The organism is Curtobacterium sp. MCPF17_050, from assembly GCF_003224435.2.
Classification (GTDB): domain Bacteria; phylum Actinomycetota; class Actinomycetes; order Actinomycetales; family Microbacteriaceae; genus Curtobacterium.
Map to the genome: position 1 here is coordinate 940,300 of NZ_CP126250.1, position 17,667 is coordinate 957,966.

At 72.4% G+C, this 17,667-nt stretch carries 15 protein-coding genes; 11 read left to right on the top strand and 4 right to left on the bottom strand.

Translation table 11 applies throughout. The features are described 5' to 3' along the window. Positions 1-18: 18 nt before the first annotated feature. Positions 19-798, top strand: coding sequence for an ABC transporter permease (locus DEJ34_RS04490; protein WP_110911563.1), 780 nt, complete (start codon positions 19-21; stop codon positions 796-798). 42 nt (positions 799-840) lie between these two features. On the opposite strand, the gene DEJ34_RS04495 is transcribed toward DEJ34_RS04490, so the two are convergent. Continuing rightward, the gene (locus tag DEJ34_RS04495) at positions 841-2,571 is read right to left on the bottom strand and encodes a long-chain-fatty-acid--CoA ligase (RefSeq protein ID WP_110911523.1); all 1,731 of its coding nucleotides are present in this window, start codon (positions 2,569-2,571) and stop codon (positions 841-843) included. 53 nt (positions 2,572-2,624) lie between these two features. Between DEJ34_RS04495 and DEJ34_RS04500 the strand changes: the two genes are divergently transcribed. Then, entirely contained in the window at positions 2,625-3,563 is a 939-nt protein-coding gene (locus DEJ34_RS04500) for an oxygenase MpaB family protein (protein WP_110823735.1), read from the top strand. Positions 3,564-3,799: 236 nt separating this feature from the next. Here the strand turns inward: DEJ34_RS04500 and DEJ34_RS04505 are convergent, their stop codons facing one another. The 3 genes from DEJ34_RS04505 to DEJ34_RS04515 all read right to left on the bottom strand — a co-directional run bounded on the left by DEJ34_RS04505 (position 3,800) and on the right by DEJ34_RS04515 (position 6,092). Further along, positions 3,800-4,801, bottom strand: a complete 1,002-nt coding sequence (locus DEJ34_RS04505) for an aldo/keto reductase (RefSeq protein ID WP_110890272.1) — start codon at positions 4,799-4,801, stop codon at positions 3,800-3,802. Positions 4,802-4,845: 44 nt separating this feature from the next. Further along, on the bottom strand, positions 4,846-5,412 hold the full coding sequence (locus DEJ34_RS04510; protein WP_110890271.1) for a TIGR03086 family metal-binding protein: 567 nt from the start codon (positions 5,410-5,412) through the stop codon (positions 4,846-4,848). 119 nt (positions 5,413-5,531) lie between these two features. After that, positions 5,532-6,092 carry a YceI family protein gene (locus DEJ34_RS04515; protein WP_110823738.1) on the bottom strand — a complete coding sequence of 187 codons (561 nt, stop codon included), beginning with the start codon at positions 6,090-6,092 and terminating at the stop codon, positions 5,532-5,534. Between the two features lie 199 nt (positions 6,093-6,291). Between DEJ34_RS04515 and DEJ34_RS04520 the strand changes: the two genes are divergently transcribed. The 9 genes from DEJ34_RS04520 to DEJ34_RS04560 all read left to right on the top strand — a co-directional run bounded on the left by DEJ34_RS04520 (position 6,292) and on the right by DEJ34_RS04560 (position 17,649). After that, positions 6,292-7,296, top strand: a complete 1,005-nt coding sequence (locus DEJ34_RS04520; protein ID WP_110823739.1) for an aldo/keto reductase family protein — start codon at positions 6,292-6,294, stop codon at positions 7,294-7,296. Positions 7,297-7,616: 320 nt separating this feature from the next. After that, positions 7,617-9,635, top strand: coding sequence for an ArnT family glycosyltransferase (locus DEJ34_RS04525; RefSeq protein ID WP_146236930.1), 2,019 nt, complete (start codon positions 7,617-7,619; stop codon positions 9,633-9,635). A 183-nt stretch (positions 9,636-9,818) separates the two neighbouring features. After that, positions 9,819-10,391, top strand: coding sequence for a GtrA family protein (locus DEJ34_RS04530; RefSeq protein ID WP_258368342.1), 573 nt, complete (start codon positions 9,819-9,821; stop codon positions 10,389-10,391). Next, on the top strand, positions 10,388-11,869 hold the full coding sequence (locus DEJ34_RS04535) for a glycosyltransferase (RefSeq protein WP_258368341.1): 1,482 nt from the start codon (positions 10,388-10,390) through the stop codon (positions 11,867-11,869). Before DEJ34_RS04530 ends, DEJ34_RS04535 begins: the two co-directional genes overlap by 4 nt. Then, positions 11,866-13,854: an ArnT family glycosyltransferase gene (locus DEJ34_RS04540; RefSeq protein WP_110901341.1), complete on the top strand. Its 1,989-nt coding sequence runs from the start codon at positions 11,866-11,868 to the stop codon at positions 13,852-13,854. The genes DEJ34_RS04535 and DEJ34_RS04540 overlap by 4 nt, the downstream gene beginning before the upstream one ends. Before the next feature lie 68 nt (positions 13,855-13,922). Then, positions 13,923-14,741 carry a DUF4397 domain-containing protein gene (locus DEJ34_RS04545; RefSeq protein ID WP_110911935.1) on the top strand — a complete coding sequence of 273 codons (819 nt, stop codon included), beginning with the start codon at positions 13,923-13,925 and terminating at the stop codon, positions 14,739-14,741. A 115-nt stretch (positions 14,742-14,856) separates the two neighbouring features. Next, complete coding sequence (locus tag DEJ34_RS04550) at positions 14,857-16,014, top strand: family 8 glycosyl hydrolase (RefSeq protein ID WP_110911936.1); 1,158 nt, start codon at positions 14,857-14,859, stop codon at positions 16,012-16,014. Beyond that, on the top strand, positions 16,011-16,760 hold the full coding sequence (locus tag DEJ34_RS04555) for a class F sortase (protein WP_181422292.1): 750 nt from the start codon (positions 16,011-16,013) through the stop codon (positions 16,758-16,760). The genes DEJ34_RS04550 and DEJ34_RS04555 overlap by 4 nt, the downstream gene beginning before the upstream one ends. A gap of 91 nt (positions 16,761-16,851) precedes the next feature. Next, a complete protein-coding gene (locus tag DEJ34_RS04560; RefSeq protein ID WP_110911938.1) occupies positions 16,852-17,649 on the top strand; it encodes a polyprenol monophosphomannose synthase in 798 nt (265 codons plus the stop codon). Positions 17,650-17,667 lie beyond the last annotated feature (18 nt).

Genomic DNA, 17,667 nt, shown 5'->3' on the forward strand with positions numbered 1-17,667 from the left:
TCCCCGCTCGCGGTGTGGATGGAGGACGGCTGGGTCGTCACGAAGCGGAACCTCACGAAGCTCAAGCGGTCGCCGGACATGCTCGTCTTCGCCGTCCTCCAGCCGATCATGTTCGTCCTGCTGTTCAGCCAGGTGTACGGCGGTGCGATCAGCGTGCAGGGGACCGACTACACGCAGTTCCTGATGGCCGGGATCTTCGCGCAGACGGTCGTGTTCGGGGCGACGTTCTCCGGGTCGGCGATGGCGCAGGACCTGAAGGACGGGCTCGTCGACCGGTTCCGCACCCTGCCGATGTCGGCGTCAGCGGTGCTCGTGGGCCGGACGGCCTCGGACCTCGTGCTCAACGGCATCTCGATGGTCATCATGATGGCGACCGGCCTCGCCGTGGGGTGGCGGGTCACCTCGTCGCCGTTCGAGTTCCTGGCCGGCGTCGGGCTCCTGCTGCTGTTCAGCTACGCGTTCAGCTGGGTGATGGCCCTGCTCGGCATGAGTGTCGGGACGCCGGAGGTCATCAACAACGCGTCGTTCATGATCCTGTTCCCGCTGACGTTCATCTCGAACGCGTTCGTCCCGAGCGAGACCATGCCGCTCGTGCTCCGGGTCTTCGCCGAGTGGAACCCGGTGTCGTCGCTCGTGCAGGCCGCCCGGCAGCTGTTCGGCAACGCGGGGTCCGCGCCGGTGCCGGACATCTGGACGATGCAGCACCCGATCGCCACCGTGCTCATCGGGATCGTGGTGATGCTCGCGGTGTTCGTGCCGTGGGCGGTGCGCAAGTACACCCGGATCAGCAGCACCTGACGCAGGGCTCCGGGCGGCCGCGGTGGGCCGCCCGGAGTGCTCCTAGTCGCGGTCGGTGATCGCGTCGCGCACCTTGCGGCGCAGGACCTTGCCGATCATCGAGCGGGGGAGGTCCTCGACGACCACCACGCGCCGCGGCACCTTGTACGCGGCGAGCTGGTCGCGGCACCAGGCGCGCAGGGCGTCGGCGTCGAACGAGGACGGGTCGGCGGGCACCACCGCGGCGACGACCTGTTCGTTGCCGGCCTGCGTGATGCCGACGACCGCGACCTCCTTGACGCTCGGGTGCTTCATCAGGGTGTCCTCGACCTCGGACGGCGAGACGTTGAAGCCGCCCGTGATGATGAGCTCCTTGAGCCGGTCGACGATCCGCACGAAGCCGTCCGCGTCGATCGCCACGATGTCGCCGGTCCGGAACCAGCCGTCGGGGGTGAACACCTCGTCGGTGGCGTCCGCCTTGCCCCAGTAGCCGCTGAACACCTGCGGCCCGCGCACCTGCAGTTCGCCGGACTCGCCGGTGCCGAGGACCTTCGTCTCGTCGTCGGGGTCCACCACGCGGCACTCGGTCGAGGGCAGCGGGAGGCCGATCGCGCCGAGTCGACGGGCGTCGGACACCGGGTTGGCCATGAGCACCGGAGAGCACTCGGACAGGCCGTAGCCCTCGACCAGGAAGCCGCCGGTGCGGGCCTCCCACGGTTCGATGACGTCCTGGGAGAGCGGCATCGCGCCGGAGATGCCGATGTCGATGCCCTGCAGCGACACCCCGGCCGAGTCGGCGGCGTGCTGCAGCCGCGCGTAGATCGGCGGCACGGCCGGCAGGAACGTCGGCGGGCGCTTCTTGACCGCCGCCAGCACGAGGGCCGGGTCGAACGCCGGGAAGAGCACGAGGCGCCCGGCGATGCTCATCGCGAAGGTCAGGCAGAGCGTCAGGCCGTAGGCGTGGAACATCGGCAGCACGGCGTGCACGACGCTGCCGTCACCGGCGCTGATCTGGGGGATCCAGGCGCGGGCCTGTGCGGCGTTGGCGAGCAGGTTGCGGTGGGTCAGGACGGCGCCCTTCGGGGTGCCGGTCGTGCCCGAGGTGTACTGGATGAGCGCGACGTCGTCGGTCTCCGGGCGCGGGTGCCGCTTCGACAGCTTCCGGCTCGACACCAGGTCGTCCCAGCGGGTCGTGCCGGTGACCGGTGCGGTGAGCTTCGCGCGCGACTCGCGGGCCTTCGCGACCGGCAGCGAGAGCGCCAGGCGGGTGCGGCGCGGCATGGCGCGCGTGAGGTCGACCGAGACGATCGCGTCGAGGGCGAGGTCCGAGGGGAAGTCCTGCAGCGTGGCGACCGACTTGTCCCAGGCGATCGCGACCTTCGCGCCGTGGTCCTCGAACTGGTGCCGGAGCTCGCGCGGGGTGTAGAGCGGGTTGTGCTCGACCACGATAGCGCCGAGCCGCAGCACGGCGTAGAACGCGACGACGTGCTGCGGGCAGTTCGGCAGCACGAGGGCCACGCGGTCGCCCTTCGCCACCCCGAGCTTCCGCAGGCCGTTGGCCGCGCGCGCGATCTGCTCCTCGAGTTCGGCGTACGTCGTCGTCCGCGTGAAGAACTCGAGCGCCACCGCCTTCGGCCAGCGCGCCGCGGACTGCTCGACCAGGTCCGGCAGGGACCCGGTCATCGGCTCGATGTCGTGCGGCACCCCTGACGCGTAGGAGGCAAGCCAGGGACGAGGCGTGTCGATGCTCACGCGGACCAACCTAGCGGGCGGACCCGAGTCCTCGTCAGGCATGCTCCCGGGCGGACGGAGGGCGCACTGTCAGGGGCGCGACGGACCATTGCACCATGTCGTTCGTCTCCGATGCCTTCCGCACCCGTCTGCAGGCCACGTTCACGGGCAGCACCGCCGGCAGTCCGGAGTGGGTGGACGCCCTCGAGCAGGGGACCGACGCCGGCTTCTTCGGCCCGGGCTCGGCCACGTGGTCGGTGCACGGCGGCAACCAGACCATCGTCGCCGGTGTGCGCGCGTTGCTCGTCCAGGCGCTGCACCCGGGTGCGCTCGCCGGCGTCGCGGACCACTCCCGGTACAAGGAGGACCCCTTCGGTCGGCTCGCCGGCACGATCCGGTGGATCTACACCGTCACGCACGGCGACACCGCGACCGCCCGGGCGGGGAGCGAGTGGGTGCTGAAGCTGCACGAGCGGGTCCGCGGCGTGTACGTCGACGGGCACGGCGTCGGACGGCCGTACACCGCGAACGACCCCGACCTGGCGCGCTGGGTGCACCTGGCGTTCACGGACGCGTTCCTGCGCACGGCGCAGCGCTGGGGGCAGCCGATCCCCGGCGGCGCGGACGCCTACGTCAAGGAGTGGGCGGTCGCCGGTCGGCTCATGCGGGTCGCGGACGCCCCCGAGTCCGAGGCCGAGCTGCGCGCCCAGATGGACGGGTACCTCGACCGCGGGGAGCTCGCGGTGACGCCCAGGACCCGGGAGGTCCTGCGCTTCATCAAGAACCCCCCGCTCGCCCAGCTGCTGCGACCGGGCTACCGGGCGGTGTACCAGGGCGCGGTCTCGACCCTCGACCCGCGGCACCGGTCGCTGCTCGGCATCCGGACGCCCGCGATCGGACCGATCGAGTTGCCCGTCGACCGGGCGACCGGGGTCGTCCTCGACGGCATCGGCAGCGTGCTCGGCACGCAGTCCGGCACCGAGCGTGCGGCGCTCGCCCGCATCGCCCGGCTGGAGCGCGAGGCGGCGGCGGAGCGGGGCATCGACGGCGCCTGACGGCCTGGCCGAGGTCGCACGATCGGCCCTCCGGACACGTCCCGGCCGAGCGTTCGTGCGACCTCGGCGCCGCGCGGGCGGCGTGTCGTGCGACCTCGCGGGCCCGACCGGCCCGGGGTGCGGACAGCGCGTCCGGCCCGGGTGCGGACAGCTCGTCCGGCCCGGGGTGCGGACAGCGCTGGCACGGACGGGAGGCGCGGCACCAGCTGGATCCGCGCCTCCCGTCCGCCGGTGGCTCAGAAGCCGGACGGCACCCGCGGGGTGTAGGCCTGCTCGAGTCGCGTGACCTCGTCCTCGGTCAGCGTGATCGCGGTCGCCGCGACCGCGTCGTCGATGTGGTGCTCCTTCGTCGCGCCGATGATCGGCGCGGAGACGGCGGGCTTGCCGGCGACCCACGCGAGCGCGACCTGCGCCATGCTCGCGCCCCGCTCCTCGGCGACCTGCCCGACCGCGTCGACGATGGCGCGGTTCGCGTCCTCGTCCTGGCGGTACAGCGTCTTGCCGAACTCGTCGGTGTCGGCACGCGAGCCGGAGCCCTGCGCGTCCCACGGGCGGGTGACCTTGCCGCGCGCGAGCGGGCTCCACGGGATGACACCGACGCCGGTGTGCTCGCAGAACGGGTGCATCTCGCGCTCCTCCTCGCGCTCGAGCAGGTTGTACTGGTCCTGCATGCTCACGAAGGGCGTCCAGCCGTGCAGCTCGGCGACGTGCTGCATCTCGGCGAACTGCCACGCCCACATGCTCGACGCGCCGATGTACCGGGCCTTCCCGGACTTGACGACGTCGTGCAGCGCCTCCATCGTCTCCTCGACGGGCGTGTCCGGGTCGAAGCGGTGGATCTGGTACAGGTCGACGTAGTCGGTGCCGAGGCGGGTCAGCGAGGCGTCGATCTCGTGCATGACCGCCGCACGCGACAGTCCTGCACCGTTCCGCCCGGGGCGCATCCGGTTGTAGACCTTCGTGAAGACCTGGACGTCCTCGCGCGGGGCGAGTTCCGCCAGGAGCTTCCCGGTGATCTCCTCGCTGCTGCCGGCGGAGTAGACGTTCGCGGTGTCGAACGTGGTGATGCCCGCCTCGAAGGCGCGGCGGACGAAGGGCCGGGCGTCGTCGAGTCCGACGCTCCAGGCGTGCGAGCCGGCGGCCGGGTCCCCGTAGGACATCATCCCGAGGACGATGCTCGAGATCTCGAGGCCGGAGCTGCCGAGGCGGGTGGTGGGGACGGTCGTGGTGTCGGACATGCGGGTCCTCCCGGGACGTGACGGTGCAGGTACCGACGGGACGGTCAGGCGGTCGTGCGGGCGTCGCGCCCGGTGACCGCGAGGAGCTTCACCTGCAGCGGAGCATCGTCGTCCACCTGCACTGGGGCCGCGTACAGGCCGGTCGCGGCGAGGGACTGGATCTGCGGCTCGAAGTGCGTCCACACCGCCTCGACGAGTTCGTCCGGCAGGTGCTCGTCGCTGCCGGTGGCCCGCGCGAGGTCCCACGTGTGGATCGCGATGTCGCTCGTCTGCTCCGCCAGGTACTCCCCGGCGCTCACCACGTCGGTGGCCAGGTGCACCGGGGTGTCCTGCGGTGCGCGCTGCCACGCCTCGATCGCCGCGCTCGAGTGCCGCTCCCACGCCGCCACCAGGTCGTCACCGATCGGCTCGAGGTCGGCCGCGGCCTGTTCGTGGTCGCACCCCGTCAGGAGCTTCGGGATCCACCGCTGCTCGTCGACCACGTGGGCGACGAGGTCCCGGGTCGTCCACTCCGAGTCGGGGGTGGCGGCGTCCCAGTCGGTGACCGCGGCGACGCGGCGGCCGAACTCCGCGGCCGCGATGGTCTGCAGGGCGATCCAGTCGGTGGGCATCGTGGTGACTCCTGTTCGTCAGCGGTGCTGCTCACGCTACCGCTCGGCACGTCGTGCGTCGGGACACGGGACGAGCCCCGACGCCGAGGGCGCCGGGGCTCGTCGAGTGGGACCGCGGGTCAGGCCGCCTGGAGGACGAACTGCACGTCGAGGTTGATCGTGACGTCGTTGCCGAGCGTGAAGCCACCGGCCTCGAGCGCGGCGTTCCAGTTCACGCCGAACTCGGTGCGGTCGATCTTGGTCGTCGCCTCGGCGCCGAGCTTGGTCTGGCCGTAGCCGTCGGTGGTGACGCCGCCGAACTCGGTCTTGAGCGTGACGTTCTTGGTGACGCCGCGGAGCGAGAGCTCGCCGTCGATGAGCATGTCGTCGCCGTCCTCGCGGATGCCCGTCGAGCGGAACGTCATGTGCGGGTGCTCCTCGGTGAGGAAGAAGTCACCGGTCGCGAGGTGCTGGTCGCGCTGCGCCTGGTTGGTGTTGATGCTGGCGACGTCGATCGAGGCCTCGAGGGTGGTGTCGAGGGGGTTCTCGGCGGTGACGAGCGTCGCGTCGAACTGCTCGAACTTGCCCTTGACCTTGCTGATCGCGAGGTGGCGGACGGAGAAGCTGACCTCGGAGTGGGTCGGGTCGAGCTTCCAGGTGCCGGTGACGTAGCCGGGGATGGCGGAGGCGGTGAGAGCCATGGTGTGTCCTTCTTCGAGCGATGTGTCTTCGAGCGGTGAGTCGGGGGGCCGGCGCGGTGGTGCATGCGCCTGCATCGACCTTGATGCTACCCCATCCTGCACCCGTTTGGTTGAAGCATCAACCATTGTTTCCCGAGGAGTCGACCCGGGTACTGCGGAAACCCCTCACGAGAGCGCTCACTCCAGTAGCGTCGGGCACATGGAATTCAGGTACCTGGGCAACTCCGGACTCAAGATCTCCGAGATCACCTACGGCAACTGGCTGACGCACGGCTCGCAGGTCGAGAACGACGTCGCCACCCAGTGCGTGCGGGCAGCGCTGGACGCAGGCATCACCACGTTCGACACCGCGGACACGTACGCCAACACCGCCGCCGAGACCGTCCTCGGCGAGGCGCTCAAGGGTGAGCGTCGGCAGTCCCTCGAGGTCTTCACGAAGGTGTACTGGCCGACCGGCCCGAAGGGGCACAACGACGTCGGCCTCAGCCGCAAGCACATCATGGAGTCGATCAACGGCTCGCTCGAGCGGCTGCAGACCGACTACGTCGACCTCTACCAGGCGCACCGCTACGACTACGAGACGCCGCTCGAGGAGACCATGCAGGCCTTCGCGGACGTCGTCCGCCAGGGCAAGGCGCTCTACATCGGCGTCAGCGAGTGGACCGCCGAGCAGATCCGCGCCGGTGCCGCGCTGGCGAGGGAGCTCGGCTTCCAGCTCATCTCGAACCAGCCGCAGTACTCGATGCTGTGGCGCGTCATCGAGGGCGAGGTCGTCCCGGCCTCAAAGCAGCTCGGTCTGTCCCAGATCGTCTGGTCCCCGATCGCGCAGGGCGTGCTCACCGGCAAGTACAAGCCGGGCCAGCCGCTCCCCGAGGGCTCGCGCGCCACGGACGAGAAGGGCGGCGCCGACATGATCAAGCGGTTCATGCGCGACGAGGTCCTCGAGGCCGTGCAGCGCCTGCAGCCGGTCGCCGACCAGGCCGGACTCACGCTCGCCCAGCTCGCCATCGCGTGGACGCTGCAGAACGAGAACGTCGCGTCCGCGATCGTCGGGGCATCGCGCCCGGAGCAGGTCACGGACAACGTCAAGGCCGCGGGCGTCACCCTCGACGCCGACGCGCTCGCCGCGATCGACGACGCACTCGGCGACATCCCCGAGCGCGACGCGTCGAAGAACGTGTCGCCGGCGCAGCGCCCCGCCTGATCCGGCGGGTCGCGGTCGCGACCGACCAACCGACGGGAGGCCCGGTACCAGCTGGTACCGGGCCTCCCGTCCGTCGTGCGCCCACCGGCAGGCGACCGCTGCTCGGCTCGTGACCGGCGGGGGAGGCGCAGGGCGCTCCGGTGGGGACACCGCGTGATCGGTGCGGGAAACCGCAGACGCGTCCTCGTGCCCTGTGCGGGAACCCGGGCCGGTGTTGTGATGACGGAGCACCGCTCACCACGCTGCTGCCCGGCGACCCGAACGACCGAAGGCTCCACGATGCCCCTGCTCCCGCACGCCCGCGACCTGCTGCGGTGCCCGTGACCGCCTCCTCGATCGGAGCCCGCCGGTCGTTCGCCGACAGCGCGGTCGCCGCCGTGGCCCGCAGGTCCGCGACCGACCTGGCCTGGCTGCTCCCGGTCCTCGCCGTGACGGCCGCCGTCCTCGTGGTCGGCCTGGAGGGCAACCCGCAGCGGATCGACGACGAGGGCACGTACGCGGCCCAGGCGTGGTCGGTGTTCCACCTCGGCGGCCTCACCCACTACACCTACTGGTACGACCACCCGCCGCTCGGGTGGATCCAGATCGCCCTGTACACCGAGGCGACCGGAGCCTGGGTGCGGCACGCGACCGCGGTCGGCGCCGCGCGCGAGGCGATGGTGGTGTTCGCGGTCGCCTCCGCCGCCCTGCTGTACGTGCTCGCGCGCAAGCTGCAGGTCAGCCGCCCGGCCGCCGCCGCGGCGGTGCTGGTGTTCGCCCTCTCGCCCCTGACGGTGCAGTACCACCGCGACGTGTACATCGACAACGTCGCGACCCCCTGGCTCCTCGCGGCCTTCGTGCTCGCCGTGTCCCGTCACCACCAGCTCGTCGAGTTCGCCGGCTCGGCCGCCTGCATGGTCGCGGCGGTCCTCAGCAAGGAGACCTTCCTGCTCGCCCTGCCGTTCCTGGCGTGGACGATGTGGCGGTCGGCGCACCCGGAGATCCGCCGGTACACGCTCAGCGTCGCCGCGGTCGTCCTGGCGCTGGGCGGGTCGTCGTACCTGGTCTTCGCGGCGACGAAGGGCGAGCTCGTGCCCGGGCCCGGACACGTCAGCCTGTGGCAGGGCGTCACGTTCCAGCTCGGGGACCGGAGCGGCAGCGGCTCGGTGTTCGACCCGGCGACGCCCGCGAACCACGTGGTGAGCCTGTGGCTCGGCCTCGACCCCGCCTTCGTGGCGCTCGGGGTGGTCGCGAGCGTCGCCGCACTGGCGGTGCCGCGTCTGCGCTCGGTCGCAGCCGTCGCCGTCTTCCTCATCGCGGTCGTGCTGCGTCCGAACGGGTACCTGCCCGTGCCGTACCCGATCGCGATCCTGCCGTTCGCCGCCCTCGCGATCGCCGGTGTTTCGGACGTCCTCGTCCGGGCGGTGGTCGATGCGGTCCGACGGGCACGGCTGGCCCGGGCGTCCGGCGAGCCGTCGGGCAGACCGGGTCGCCTGGTCGTCTCGGTCGTCGGACTGACGGTCTGGTCGGTCGCGGCGGTCGGGGTCGTCGGCGTCGCCGCTCCCGCCTCCGCCGCCCGGCTCGGGTCGTTCATGACGACCTCCGCGGACGCGCCGATGCTCGGCGCGCAGGACTGGATCACCGCGAACGTCTCCCGGTCGGACCGGCTCCTGGTCGACGACGCACTCTGGGTCGACCTCGTCCGGGCCGGCTTCCCACGGCAGAACGTCATCTGGTACTACAAGCTGAGCACCGACAGCGCCGTCGCACGCCAGAACCCGTCCGGCTGGCGCGACGCGGACTACATCGTGACGACGCAGTCCGTGGCGATCGGCGCCACGCAGCTGCCGGGCATCCAGGCCGCACTCCGCGCCTCGGCGCCGGTCGCGGTCTTCGGCGAGGGTGGCGAACAGGTCGTCGTCCGGCGCATCGACCGGCAGGGGGCGGAGCACCTCCGGGCCGGTGCGGAGCGGGCCGCGGCGACCCGGGAGCGGGTCGGGACGGAGCTGGTCGGCAACCCGGCGCTCCGTGCCTCGGACGACCAGACGGCGCTCCTCCGCAGCGGGGGCGTCGACGAGCGGGCGACGGTCGGGATCGGGGCGGTGCTCGCGGCCGGTCCGGTGACGCTCACCGCGCTCCCGGTGGTGCCGGGGGAGCAGGAGACGGCCCGCCGCGGCGTCGTCCTGCAGGCCACGAACACCGCCGCCGCCGAGCAGGCCGAGATGCGCCTGCGCGGACTCGAGGGTGCGCTGGCGCCGGACCGCGTCCACCGGCGCGGCACCGAGGTCGCTGCGACCTGGTCGCCGAACGACCCCGCGGGGCCCGGTGTGCTGCGCGGCGGTACCGGCCGCGCCGGGTGACCTCCCCGTGCACGGGCGTCGGCGCCTCCGTGGACGCTCGCCATGACGGAGTTGCGGGCCATGGCAGATGAACAGCGCGTGTCGCGCGACTGGCAGGGGCCTGGCAAACCCTGTACCCCGACCAAACCACCTCCCCGTGACCCCCGAACCGGGGGCATGCGCTCACCAGTGACCCCCGTCCTGGTGCCACCCGTCCAGGGGGTGGCGCCCGCGTCGACCCCGCACCCGTCCACCACTCCGCACCCGTCCACCACGCCCGGAGCGACGGCAGCACCCGTGGCCGCTGCGGCGGCCTCCCGTCTCGTCCGCCTGACCCGGGCCGTGCGGGAGCTCGCCACCTTCGGCGCTGTCGGCCTCATCGCCTTCGTCGTCGACCTCGTCGTCTTCAACGTCCTCCGTGCCGGCGTCCTCGCCGACCACGCCGTGACCGCGAAGGCCGTGTCGGTCGTCGTCGCCACCCTGGTCGCCTGGCTCGGCAACCGGTTCGTCACCTTCCGGACGCAGCGCACCCGCGGCCGTCGGGAGACGGTCCGGGAGGGTGTGCTCTTCGCCGCCACGAACGCCGGCGGGCTCGCGATCGCAGCCGGCTGCCTGCTCGTCTCACACCACGTCCTCGGTCTCACCAGCACCCTCGCCGACAACGTCGCCGGCAACGGGGTCGGTCTCGTCCTCGGCACAGCGTTCCGCTTCGCCGCGTACAAGACCCTCGTCTTCCGTTCCCCCGACGCTCGTCGCACGAAGGAGCCCACCGAATGACCATGCTCACCACGCTGACAGCGGCCGCCGCGCCGCTGCTCCAGCCGAACGACCCCGCCGGGACGCCGGGGGACGTCCCGAACCGCGGCACCACGGACGTCCCGACCGGCGGGTCGGGGCAGAGCGCGCACGTCGCCTGGTCCCTGGGGGAGTGGATCGGCTACTCGGCGCTCGTCGCGATCTCCGTGCTGCTGACCCTGGTCGCGCTGTCCACCCTCTGGTGGATGCTGCACGCCTGGCGCTCACGCTCGACCCTCCGCGCCACGAGCTTCAGCCAGACGCCGCGACCGGCCGCGCACCGCTTCACGCTCCTCGTGCCCGGGCGGCACGAGGAGGAGGTCATGGGGCAGACGCTCGACATGCTCGCCACCCAGGACCACCCCGACTTCGAGATCATCGCGATCGTCGGCGAGGACGACCCGGGCACCGACCGGGTCGTGCGCGAGGCCGCCGCCCGGCACCCCGGGTTGATCCGGGTCGTGGTGGACGACACCCTGCCGAAGAACAAGCCGAAGGCGATGAACCTGGCCCTGCAGTACGCGACCGGCGACATCGTGGGCGTGTTCGACGCCGAGGACGAGGTCTACCCGCGCCTGCTCAGCCTCGTCGACTCGCGGTTCCAGGAGACCGGCGCCGACGTCGTGCAGGGCGGCGTGCAGCTGATGAACTTCAAGTCCAGCTGGTGGTCGCTCCGCAACGTGCTGGAGTACTACTTCTGGTTCCGGTCGCGCCTGCACTTCCACGCCGAGTCGAAGTTCATCCCGCTCGGCGGCAACACCGTCTTCGTGACGAAGGAGCGGCTCGACTGGTCGGACGGCTGGGACGCACACTGCCTCGCCGAGGACTGCGAGCTCGGCGTCCGGCTGTCGGCCGACAACGCCAAGGTCGTCGTCGCGTACAGCCCGGAGGCGGTCACCCGCGAGGAGACCCCGCCGACGTTCGCCTCGCTCCTGAAGCAGCGCACCCGGTGGAACCAGGGCTTCCTGCAGGTCCTCGAGAAGGGCGAGTGGAAGAAGCTCCCCACGTTCAAGCAGCGCTTCTTCGCCCGGTACCTGCTCACCATGCCGTTCATCCAGGCCGCGACCGGGCTGCTCATCCCGCTCAGCGTGATCATGATCGCGTTCGTGAAGGTGCCCACCGGGATCGCCCTGATCTCGTTCATCCCGCTCGCGCCGACGCTCATGCTGCTCGCGGTCGAGATCGCCGGGCTCGGCGAGTTCGGCCGGCTCTACAAGGAGAAGGTCCGCGTCCGCGACTACGTGAAACTCGTGCTCGGCCTCGTGCCGTACCAGGTGTTCCTCGCCGCCGCGGCCGTCCGTGCCGTGATCCGGCACGCCCGGAAGCAGAACGGCTGGGAGAAGACCGAGCACACCGGCCAGCACCGCGGTGCCGGCCAGCCCGAGGTGCAGGGCTTCCCGTCGGCCGTGACCGAACCCGAGCCGGCCCTCGTCGGCGCGACCGCGGGAGGTGACCGATGACCGCCAGCATCACGGACACGACCGGCATCCCGATCCGCGGCGCACGGAGCTCCTCCGGCATCGGCACCTGGATCCGCGTGCACTCCCGGAGTGCGGCCTGGCTCCTGCCCGTCGTCGCGATCGCCGCGGTCGTGCAGGCCTGGAACATGGGCGGCACCCCGCAGCGCATCGACGACGAGGGGACGTACACCGCGCAGGCGTGGGCGATCACCCACCTCGGCGAGATCACGCACTACACGTACTGGTACGACCACCCGCCGCTCGGCTGGGTCCAGATCGCCGGCTACACGCAGCTGACCGGCGCGTTCGCCCGCTACCCGTTCGCCGTCGAGGCCGCTCGCGAGGCGATGGTGTTCTTCGCCGCCGTCTCCGCCGTGCTCCTCTTCGTGCTCGCCCGCCGTTTCGGTGCCGCCCGGCCCACCGCGGCGGCCGCGGTGCTCGTCTTCGGCCTCTCGCCGCTGGCGCTGCAGTACCACCGCACCGTCTACATCGACAACGTCGCCACCCCGTGGCTGCTGGCCGCCTTCGTCCTCGTGCTGAGTCGCCGCCAGCAGCTGGCCGGGTTCATCGGCGCCGCCGCGTGCTTCGGGATCGCGGTGCTCAGCAAGGAGACCTTCCTGCTGGCGCTGCCGTTCCTCGTCTGGACCGCCGCCCGTCGAGCGGACCCGAGCACCCGTCGGTACACGCTCAGCGTCGCCGGAGCGGTCCTCGCCGTGATCGGTGGCGCGTACGTCCTGCTCGCCGGCGTCAAGGGCGAGCTCCTGCCGGGTGCCGGTCGGGTCAGCCTGCTCGAGGGCATCACCTACCAGCTCGGCACGCGTGCGGCGAGCGGTTCCGTCTTCACCGGCGGCAGCCTCGCGAACGAGGCCGCAGCACAGTGGTGGGCACTCGACCCGGTGTTCATCGTGCTCGGCTCGGCAGCCGCGGTCGTCGGACTGTTCCTCCGCCGCGTCCGCCCGGTCGCCGCGATGCTCGTGTTCCTGCTCGTCTTCATGTTCCGCCCGAGCGGCTACCTGCCGGTGCCGTACGTGATCATGCTCGTGCCGTTCGGCGCCCTGCTCGTCGCGTACGTCGCGGAGCGCGCCGTGCTCGCCGTGACCGGGGCCACCGCGTTCCGCGCCCGGAACCGGGTCCGCGGTGCCGGCCGTCGCACGCTCGGCGGGGTCTGGGCGCTCGGCACGGCCGCTGCCGTCGTCGTCGCCGTCCCGCTCTGGGGCACGCAGCTGCGCGGGTTCCTGGTCGCCGACCTCGACCGACCGATGGCGCAGGCGCAGGACTGGATCGGCGACAACGTCGACAAGAGCTCCCGCCTGCTCGTCGACGACGCCATGTGGGTCGACCTGGTCGACGACGGCTTCGCGCGGAACAACGTGGTCTGGTACTACAAGCTCGACACCGACGGAGCCGTGGAGCGCCAGTCCCCGAACGGCTGGAAGGACTCCGACTACGTCGTCACGACCGACTCGATGCGCACAGGCGGGACCTCCTCGTCCGACGTGCGGCAGGCGATCGCGAACTCGACGACCGTCGCGTCGTTCGGCACCGGCAACCAGCAGGTCGACGTCCGCCTCATCAACGCGCAGGGACGGACAGCGGCCGAGCGTGAGGCCACCAGGGCGAGCGACCTGCGGAAGACGCTCGGGACCGAGCTCGCGGAGAACCCCGCCCTCCGTGCCGACGCCGGCACCGCGTCCCAGTTCCGCGCCGGCCAGGTGGACCCGCGCGCCGTGGTCTCCCTCGGTCAGGTCCTGGCCGACCGTCCCGTGGGCGTCGACCGCTTCACCCCGCTGCCGGGCGAGGACGGGCAGACGTTCCGGCAGGTCGTCCTGCACGCGAGCAGCGTGCGGGCCGCCGCGGCGACCGAGCAGACCCTGGACGCCATGGCGGACACCTACCGTCCGGAGTCGATCGAGCGCGACGGCGACACCCTGACCGTCCGCTGGTCCGCGACCGACCCGACCACCGCGCAGGTGGGTGCGCCGTGACCCCCGCGGCCCGTCCCACCCGTACCCGTACCCGACCCAGCACGCCTCCCACCCGAAGGAGCACCACCATGACCGCCTCCCTCCCCACCCGCCGCCGCACGGTCGTCGTCGGCGCCCTCGCGGCGTCCCTCGTCGCCGCCACCGTCGGCCTCGCCCCGCAGTCCGCGAGTGCCGCGACCGACCAGGGCTGGCTCCGCATCGGGCACCTGTCGCCGGACACCAAGAGCGTCGACGTCGAGCTGTCCGGCCTGTCCGGCGGCAAGACCGTCTTCGAGCTCGACGACGTCGCCTACGGCCAGGTCAGCCCCTACGAGAAGCTCCCGACCGGCACGTACGTCCTGTCCATGCGTGCGTCCGACGCGCCGGACTCGACGCCGGTCATCTCGACCGACGTCACCGTCCAGGGTGGCGACGCGAGCACCGTCGTGGCGTTCGGCAAGAGCAGCGCGCTGGAGACGGCCGCGTTCACCGACGACCTGCAGCAGCCCGGCGACGGCAAGGCGAAGCTCCGCCTCGTCCAGGCCGCCACCACCGCGAAGACGGTCGACGTCAGCACCGCCGAGGGCACCGCGATCGCCTCGGACGCCGCGTTCGGCACCGCGACGAAGTACGCGACGGTCGACGCCGGCAAGTGGGACCTCGACATCTCGGGTGGCGGCCAGATCGGCAGCGCCGACGTCGACCTCGCCGGCAACACCGTCTCGACGCTGTTCGTCCTCGACGACAGCGAGGGCGACCTCACGGTCGTCCCGGTCACGGACGCGGCGGCGACCGCCGAGACCCCGGCCGGCGGCGTGCAGACCGGTGGGGGCGGCACGGCCGCCGCGCGGCCGACGACCGACCTGGTCCACGCGGTCGTCCGTGTGTTCCGCGGGTTGTTCGGCTGATCCTGCCGACGTCCACCCGGACAGGAGGCCCGGCCGTCGTGTGCCGACCGGCGGACGCCCGCCGGGCCTCCCGTCCGACACCGCACGTCCACCACCCAGCAGAGAGCGAGCCAGCATGACCCGCAGGAACTGGATCCCCGTGACCGCCGTCGCGCTCGCCGCGGTCCTCGTGACCGGCGGCATCGCCGTGGCCGCGGTCCAGCCGTGGTCCGACCGCGCCCCGGAGGCCGGCGGCGTCTCCACCCCGACGTCGACGACCGCGGCCGGCCGGCCGCGGACCCCCGAGCAGCTCCGCACGGACTTCCTCGACCGGTACGTCGAGGACGGCCGGGTCGTCCGGAAGGACCAGGGGAACGACACCGTCAGCGAGGGTCAGGCGTACGGCCTGCTCATCGCGTACGCGGCCGGCGACCGCGAGCGCTTCGGCGAGATCTGGTCGTGGACGGCGGAGCACCTCCTCACCGATGACCACCTGCTCGCGTGGCGCTGGACGACCGACGGCGGGGTGGCGGACGCGCAGTCCGCGAGCGACGCCGATCTCGACGCGGCCCGGGCGCTCGTCCTGGCCGGGAAGACGTGGGGCGACGACCGTCTCACGGCTGCCGGCACGCGGCTGGCCGACGCCGTGCTCGACCACGAGACCGCCTCGACCGACGCCGGTCTGGTGCTCCTGCCGGGACCGTGGGCGGACTCCGACCCGTACCGGTACAACGCCTCCTACGCGTCCCCGGCCGCCTACCGGGTCCTCGGGGACGCGACCGGTGACGCGCGGTGGGCAGCGTTGGAGCGTGGATCCACGGCCGTGACCTCCGCGGTCCTCGAGGAGACCGACCTGCCGAGCGACTGGTCGCAGGTGCACTCGGACGGCGCCGTCGACGCGATGCCCACGAGCGCGTCCGACCCACGGGTGCTGTACGGGTACGACGCCATGCGGATGCCGCTCCGGTACGCCGAGGCGTGCACCCCGTCCGACCGGGCCCTCGCCGCCGGCCTCGTGCCGACCCTGCGCCGCAGCACCGAGCTCGCGGCGCAGCTCGACCTCGGTGGCACGGCCGTCACGGGGGACCGGAGCGCGCTCGCCTACGTCGCCCGGGCCGCGGCCGAACGGGCCGCCGGGTCGACGAGTGCGGCGGCGGCCGACCTCGAGCGTGCCGACCGGACCGCCGCCACGACGCCGACGTACTACGGCGACGCGTGGGCGGCACTCGGCGCGACGATGCTCACGTCCGACGTGCTCGGCGGGTGCGCGACCGCTGGCGGAGGCACGTCGTGACCGGGCAGCGCGGTCGTCGCGCCGTCCGCCCGGACGGCGGCGCAGCGAGGACGGCACTGCGCACGCGGCTCCGCCGGCACCGGGTCGCCCTGAGCGCGGCCGTGGCCGTCGTGGTCGCCGCCGGCGCCGTGGCGACGGGTGTCGCCGTGGCTGCCGATGACAAGACCGACGGAGTAGCCGGCGTACCGACCGCGACCCCGTCCGCGGCCTCGTCGTCCGCGTCCGGTCCCTCGTCCGCGCCGAGCGGCGACCGGGACATCGCCGGGTTCCAGGACCCCGCGGCACCGGCGGCCCGTTCCGACGCGACGCCGACCCGGGTGTCGATCCCGGCCATCGGGGTCGACGCGGGCCTGGAGGACCTCCACCGCGGGGCCGCCGGCGAACTCGACCCGCCCGAGGCCTGGGACGACGCCGGCTGGTTCAGCGACGGCATCGTGCCGGGCGAGGTCGGACCGGCCGTCATCGCCGGGCACGTCGACAGCCCGACGAGTGCCGCGGTCTTCTTCCGCCTCGACGAGCTCGTCGCCGGTGACCGCATCGCCGTCGCCATGACGGACGGCAGCACCCGCACCTTCGCCGTCGACCGCACCGAACGCGCGGCGAAGAGCGCCTTCCCGACGAGTGACGTCTACGGCACCACACCCACCCCGACGCTGCGGCTCATCACGTGCGACGGCACCTTCGACACCGCCACCGGGCACTACACGGACAACCTCATCGTCTTCGCCGACCTCGTCGACGACTGACCCGGCCCCGGACGCCCGACCCGGACGCCCGACCCGACCCGGACACCCGACCCGACCCGGACCCTGGCAGGACACCGAACAGGAGCACCCGATGCCCGACCGCACCCTCGTGATCATCCCCACGTACGACGAGGCCGAGAACATCCGGCCGATCATCCGCCGGACGCTCGACGCCACCGAGGAGCACGTGCACCTCCTCGTCGTCGACGACGCGTCCCCGGACGGCACAGGGGAGATCGCCGACACCATCGCCGGCGAGACCGACCGGGTGCACGTCCTGCACCGCACCGTCAAGGACGGCCTCGGCGGTGCCTACCTGGCGGGGTTCGCGTGGGGGCTCGACGCCGGGTACGCGAAGCTCGTCGAGATGGACGCCGACGGCTCGCACCACCCGGAGTACCTGCCGTGGATGACCGAGCTCGCCGACACGTCCGACCTCGTCCTCGGCTCCCGGTGGGTGCGCGGCGGGCGCGTGGAGAACTGGCCCTGGCGCCGGGAGCTCCTCTCACGCGGCGGCAACCTCTACACGCGGCTCGCGCTCGGCGTCGACGTGCGGGACGCCACCGGCGGGTTCCGCGTCTTCACCGCGGACGCCCTCCGACGCATCGACCTCGACGGCATCGCGTCGAAGGGCTACTGCTTCCAGGTCGACCTCTGCTGGCGTGCACTCGAGGCCGGTCTGCGGGTCGTCGAGACGCCGATCACGTTCACCGAACGGGAGTTCGGGGTCTCGAAGATGAGCGGGAACATCGTGCGCGAGAGCCTGACGCTCGTGACGCGGTGGGGGATCGACCGGCGGCTCCGCGAGGCGCGGTCGCTCCTCCGGCACCGCCGGCGGCTCCCGTCGGTGCGCGCGAACGCACACACGGTGCCGAACCCCACCGCCTGACGGGCGTACCGACGAACG

What these genes read in the sequence shown, in the direction of transcription:
- DEJ34_RS04490 (WP_110911563.1), top strand. Translation starts at nt 19, where the DNA reads ATGGAGGACGGCTGGGTCGTCACGAAGCGGAACCTCACGAAGCTCAAG.
- DEJ34_RS04495 (WP_110911523.1), bottom strand. Translation starts at nt 2,571, where the DNA reads ATGCCTGACGAGGACTCGGGTCCGCCCGCTAGGTTGGTCCGCGTGAGC.
- DEJ34_RS04500 (WP_110823735.1), top strand. Translation starts at nt 2,625, where the DNA reads ATGTCGTTCGTCTCCGATGCCTTCCGCACCCGTCTGCAGGCCACGTTC.
- DEJ34_RS04505 (WP_110890272.1), bottom strand. Translation starts at nt 4,801, where the DNA reads ATGTCCGACACCACGACCGTCCCCACCACCCGCCTCGGCAGCTCCGGC.
- DEJ34_RS04510 (WP_110890271.1), bottom strand. Translation starts at nt 5,412, where the DNA reads ATGCCCACCGACTGGATCGCCCTGCAGACCATCGCGGCCGCGGAGTTC.
- DEJ34_RS04515 (WP_110823738.1), bottom strand. Translation starts at nt 6,092, where the DNA reads ATGGCTCTCACCGCCTCCGCCATCCCCGGCTACGTCACCGGCACCTGG.
- DEJ34_RS04520 (WP_110823739.1), top strand. Translation starts at nt 6,292, where the DNA reads ATGGAATTCAGGTACCTGGGCAACTCCGGACTCAAGATCTCCGAGATC.
- DEJ34_RS04535 (WP_258368341.1), top strand. Translation starts at nt 10,388, where the DNA reads ATGACCATGCTCACCACGCTGACAGCGGCCGCCGCGCCGCTGCTCCAG.
- DEJ34_RS04540 (WP_110901341.1), top strand. Translation starts at nt 11,866, where the DNA reads ATGACCGCCAGCATCACGGACACGACCGGCATCCCGATCCGCGGCGCA.
- DEJ34_RS04545 (WP_110911935.1), top strand. Translation starts at nt 13,923, where the DNA reads ATGACCGCCTCCCTCCCCACCCGCCGCCGCACGGTCGTCGTCGGCGCC.
- DEJ34_RS04550 (WP_110911936.1), top strand. Translation starts at nt 14,857, where the DNA reads ATGACCCGCAGGAACTGGATCCCCGTGACCGCCGTCGCGCTCGCCGCG.
- DEJ34_RS04560 (WP_110911938.1), top strand. Translation starts at nt 16,852, where the DNA reads ATGCCCGACCGCACCCTCGTGATCATCCCCACGTACGACGAGGCCGAG.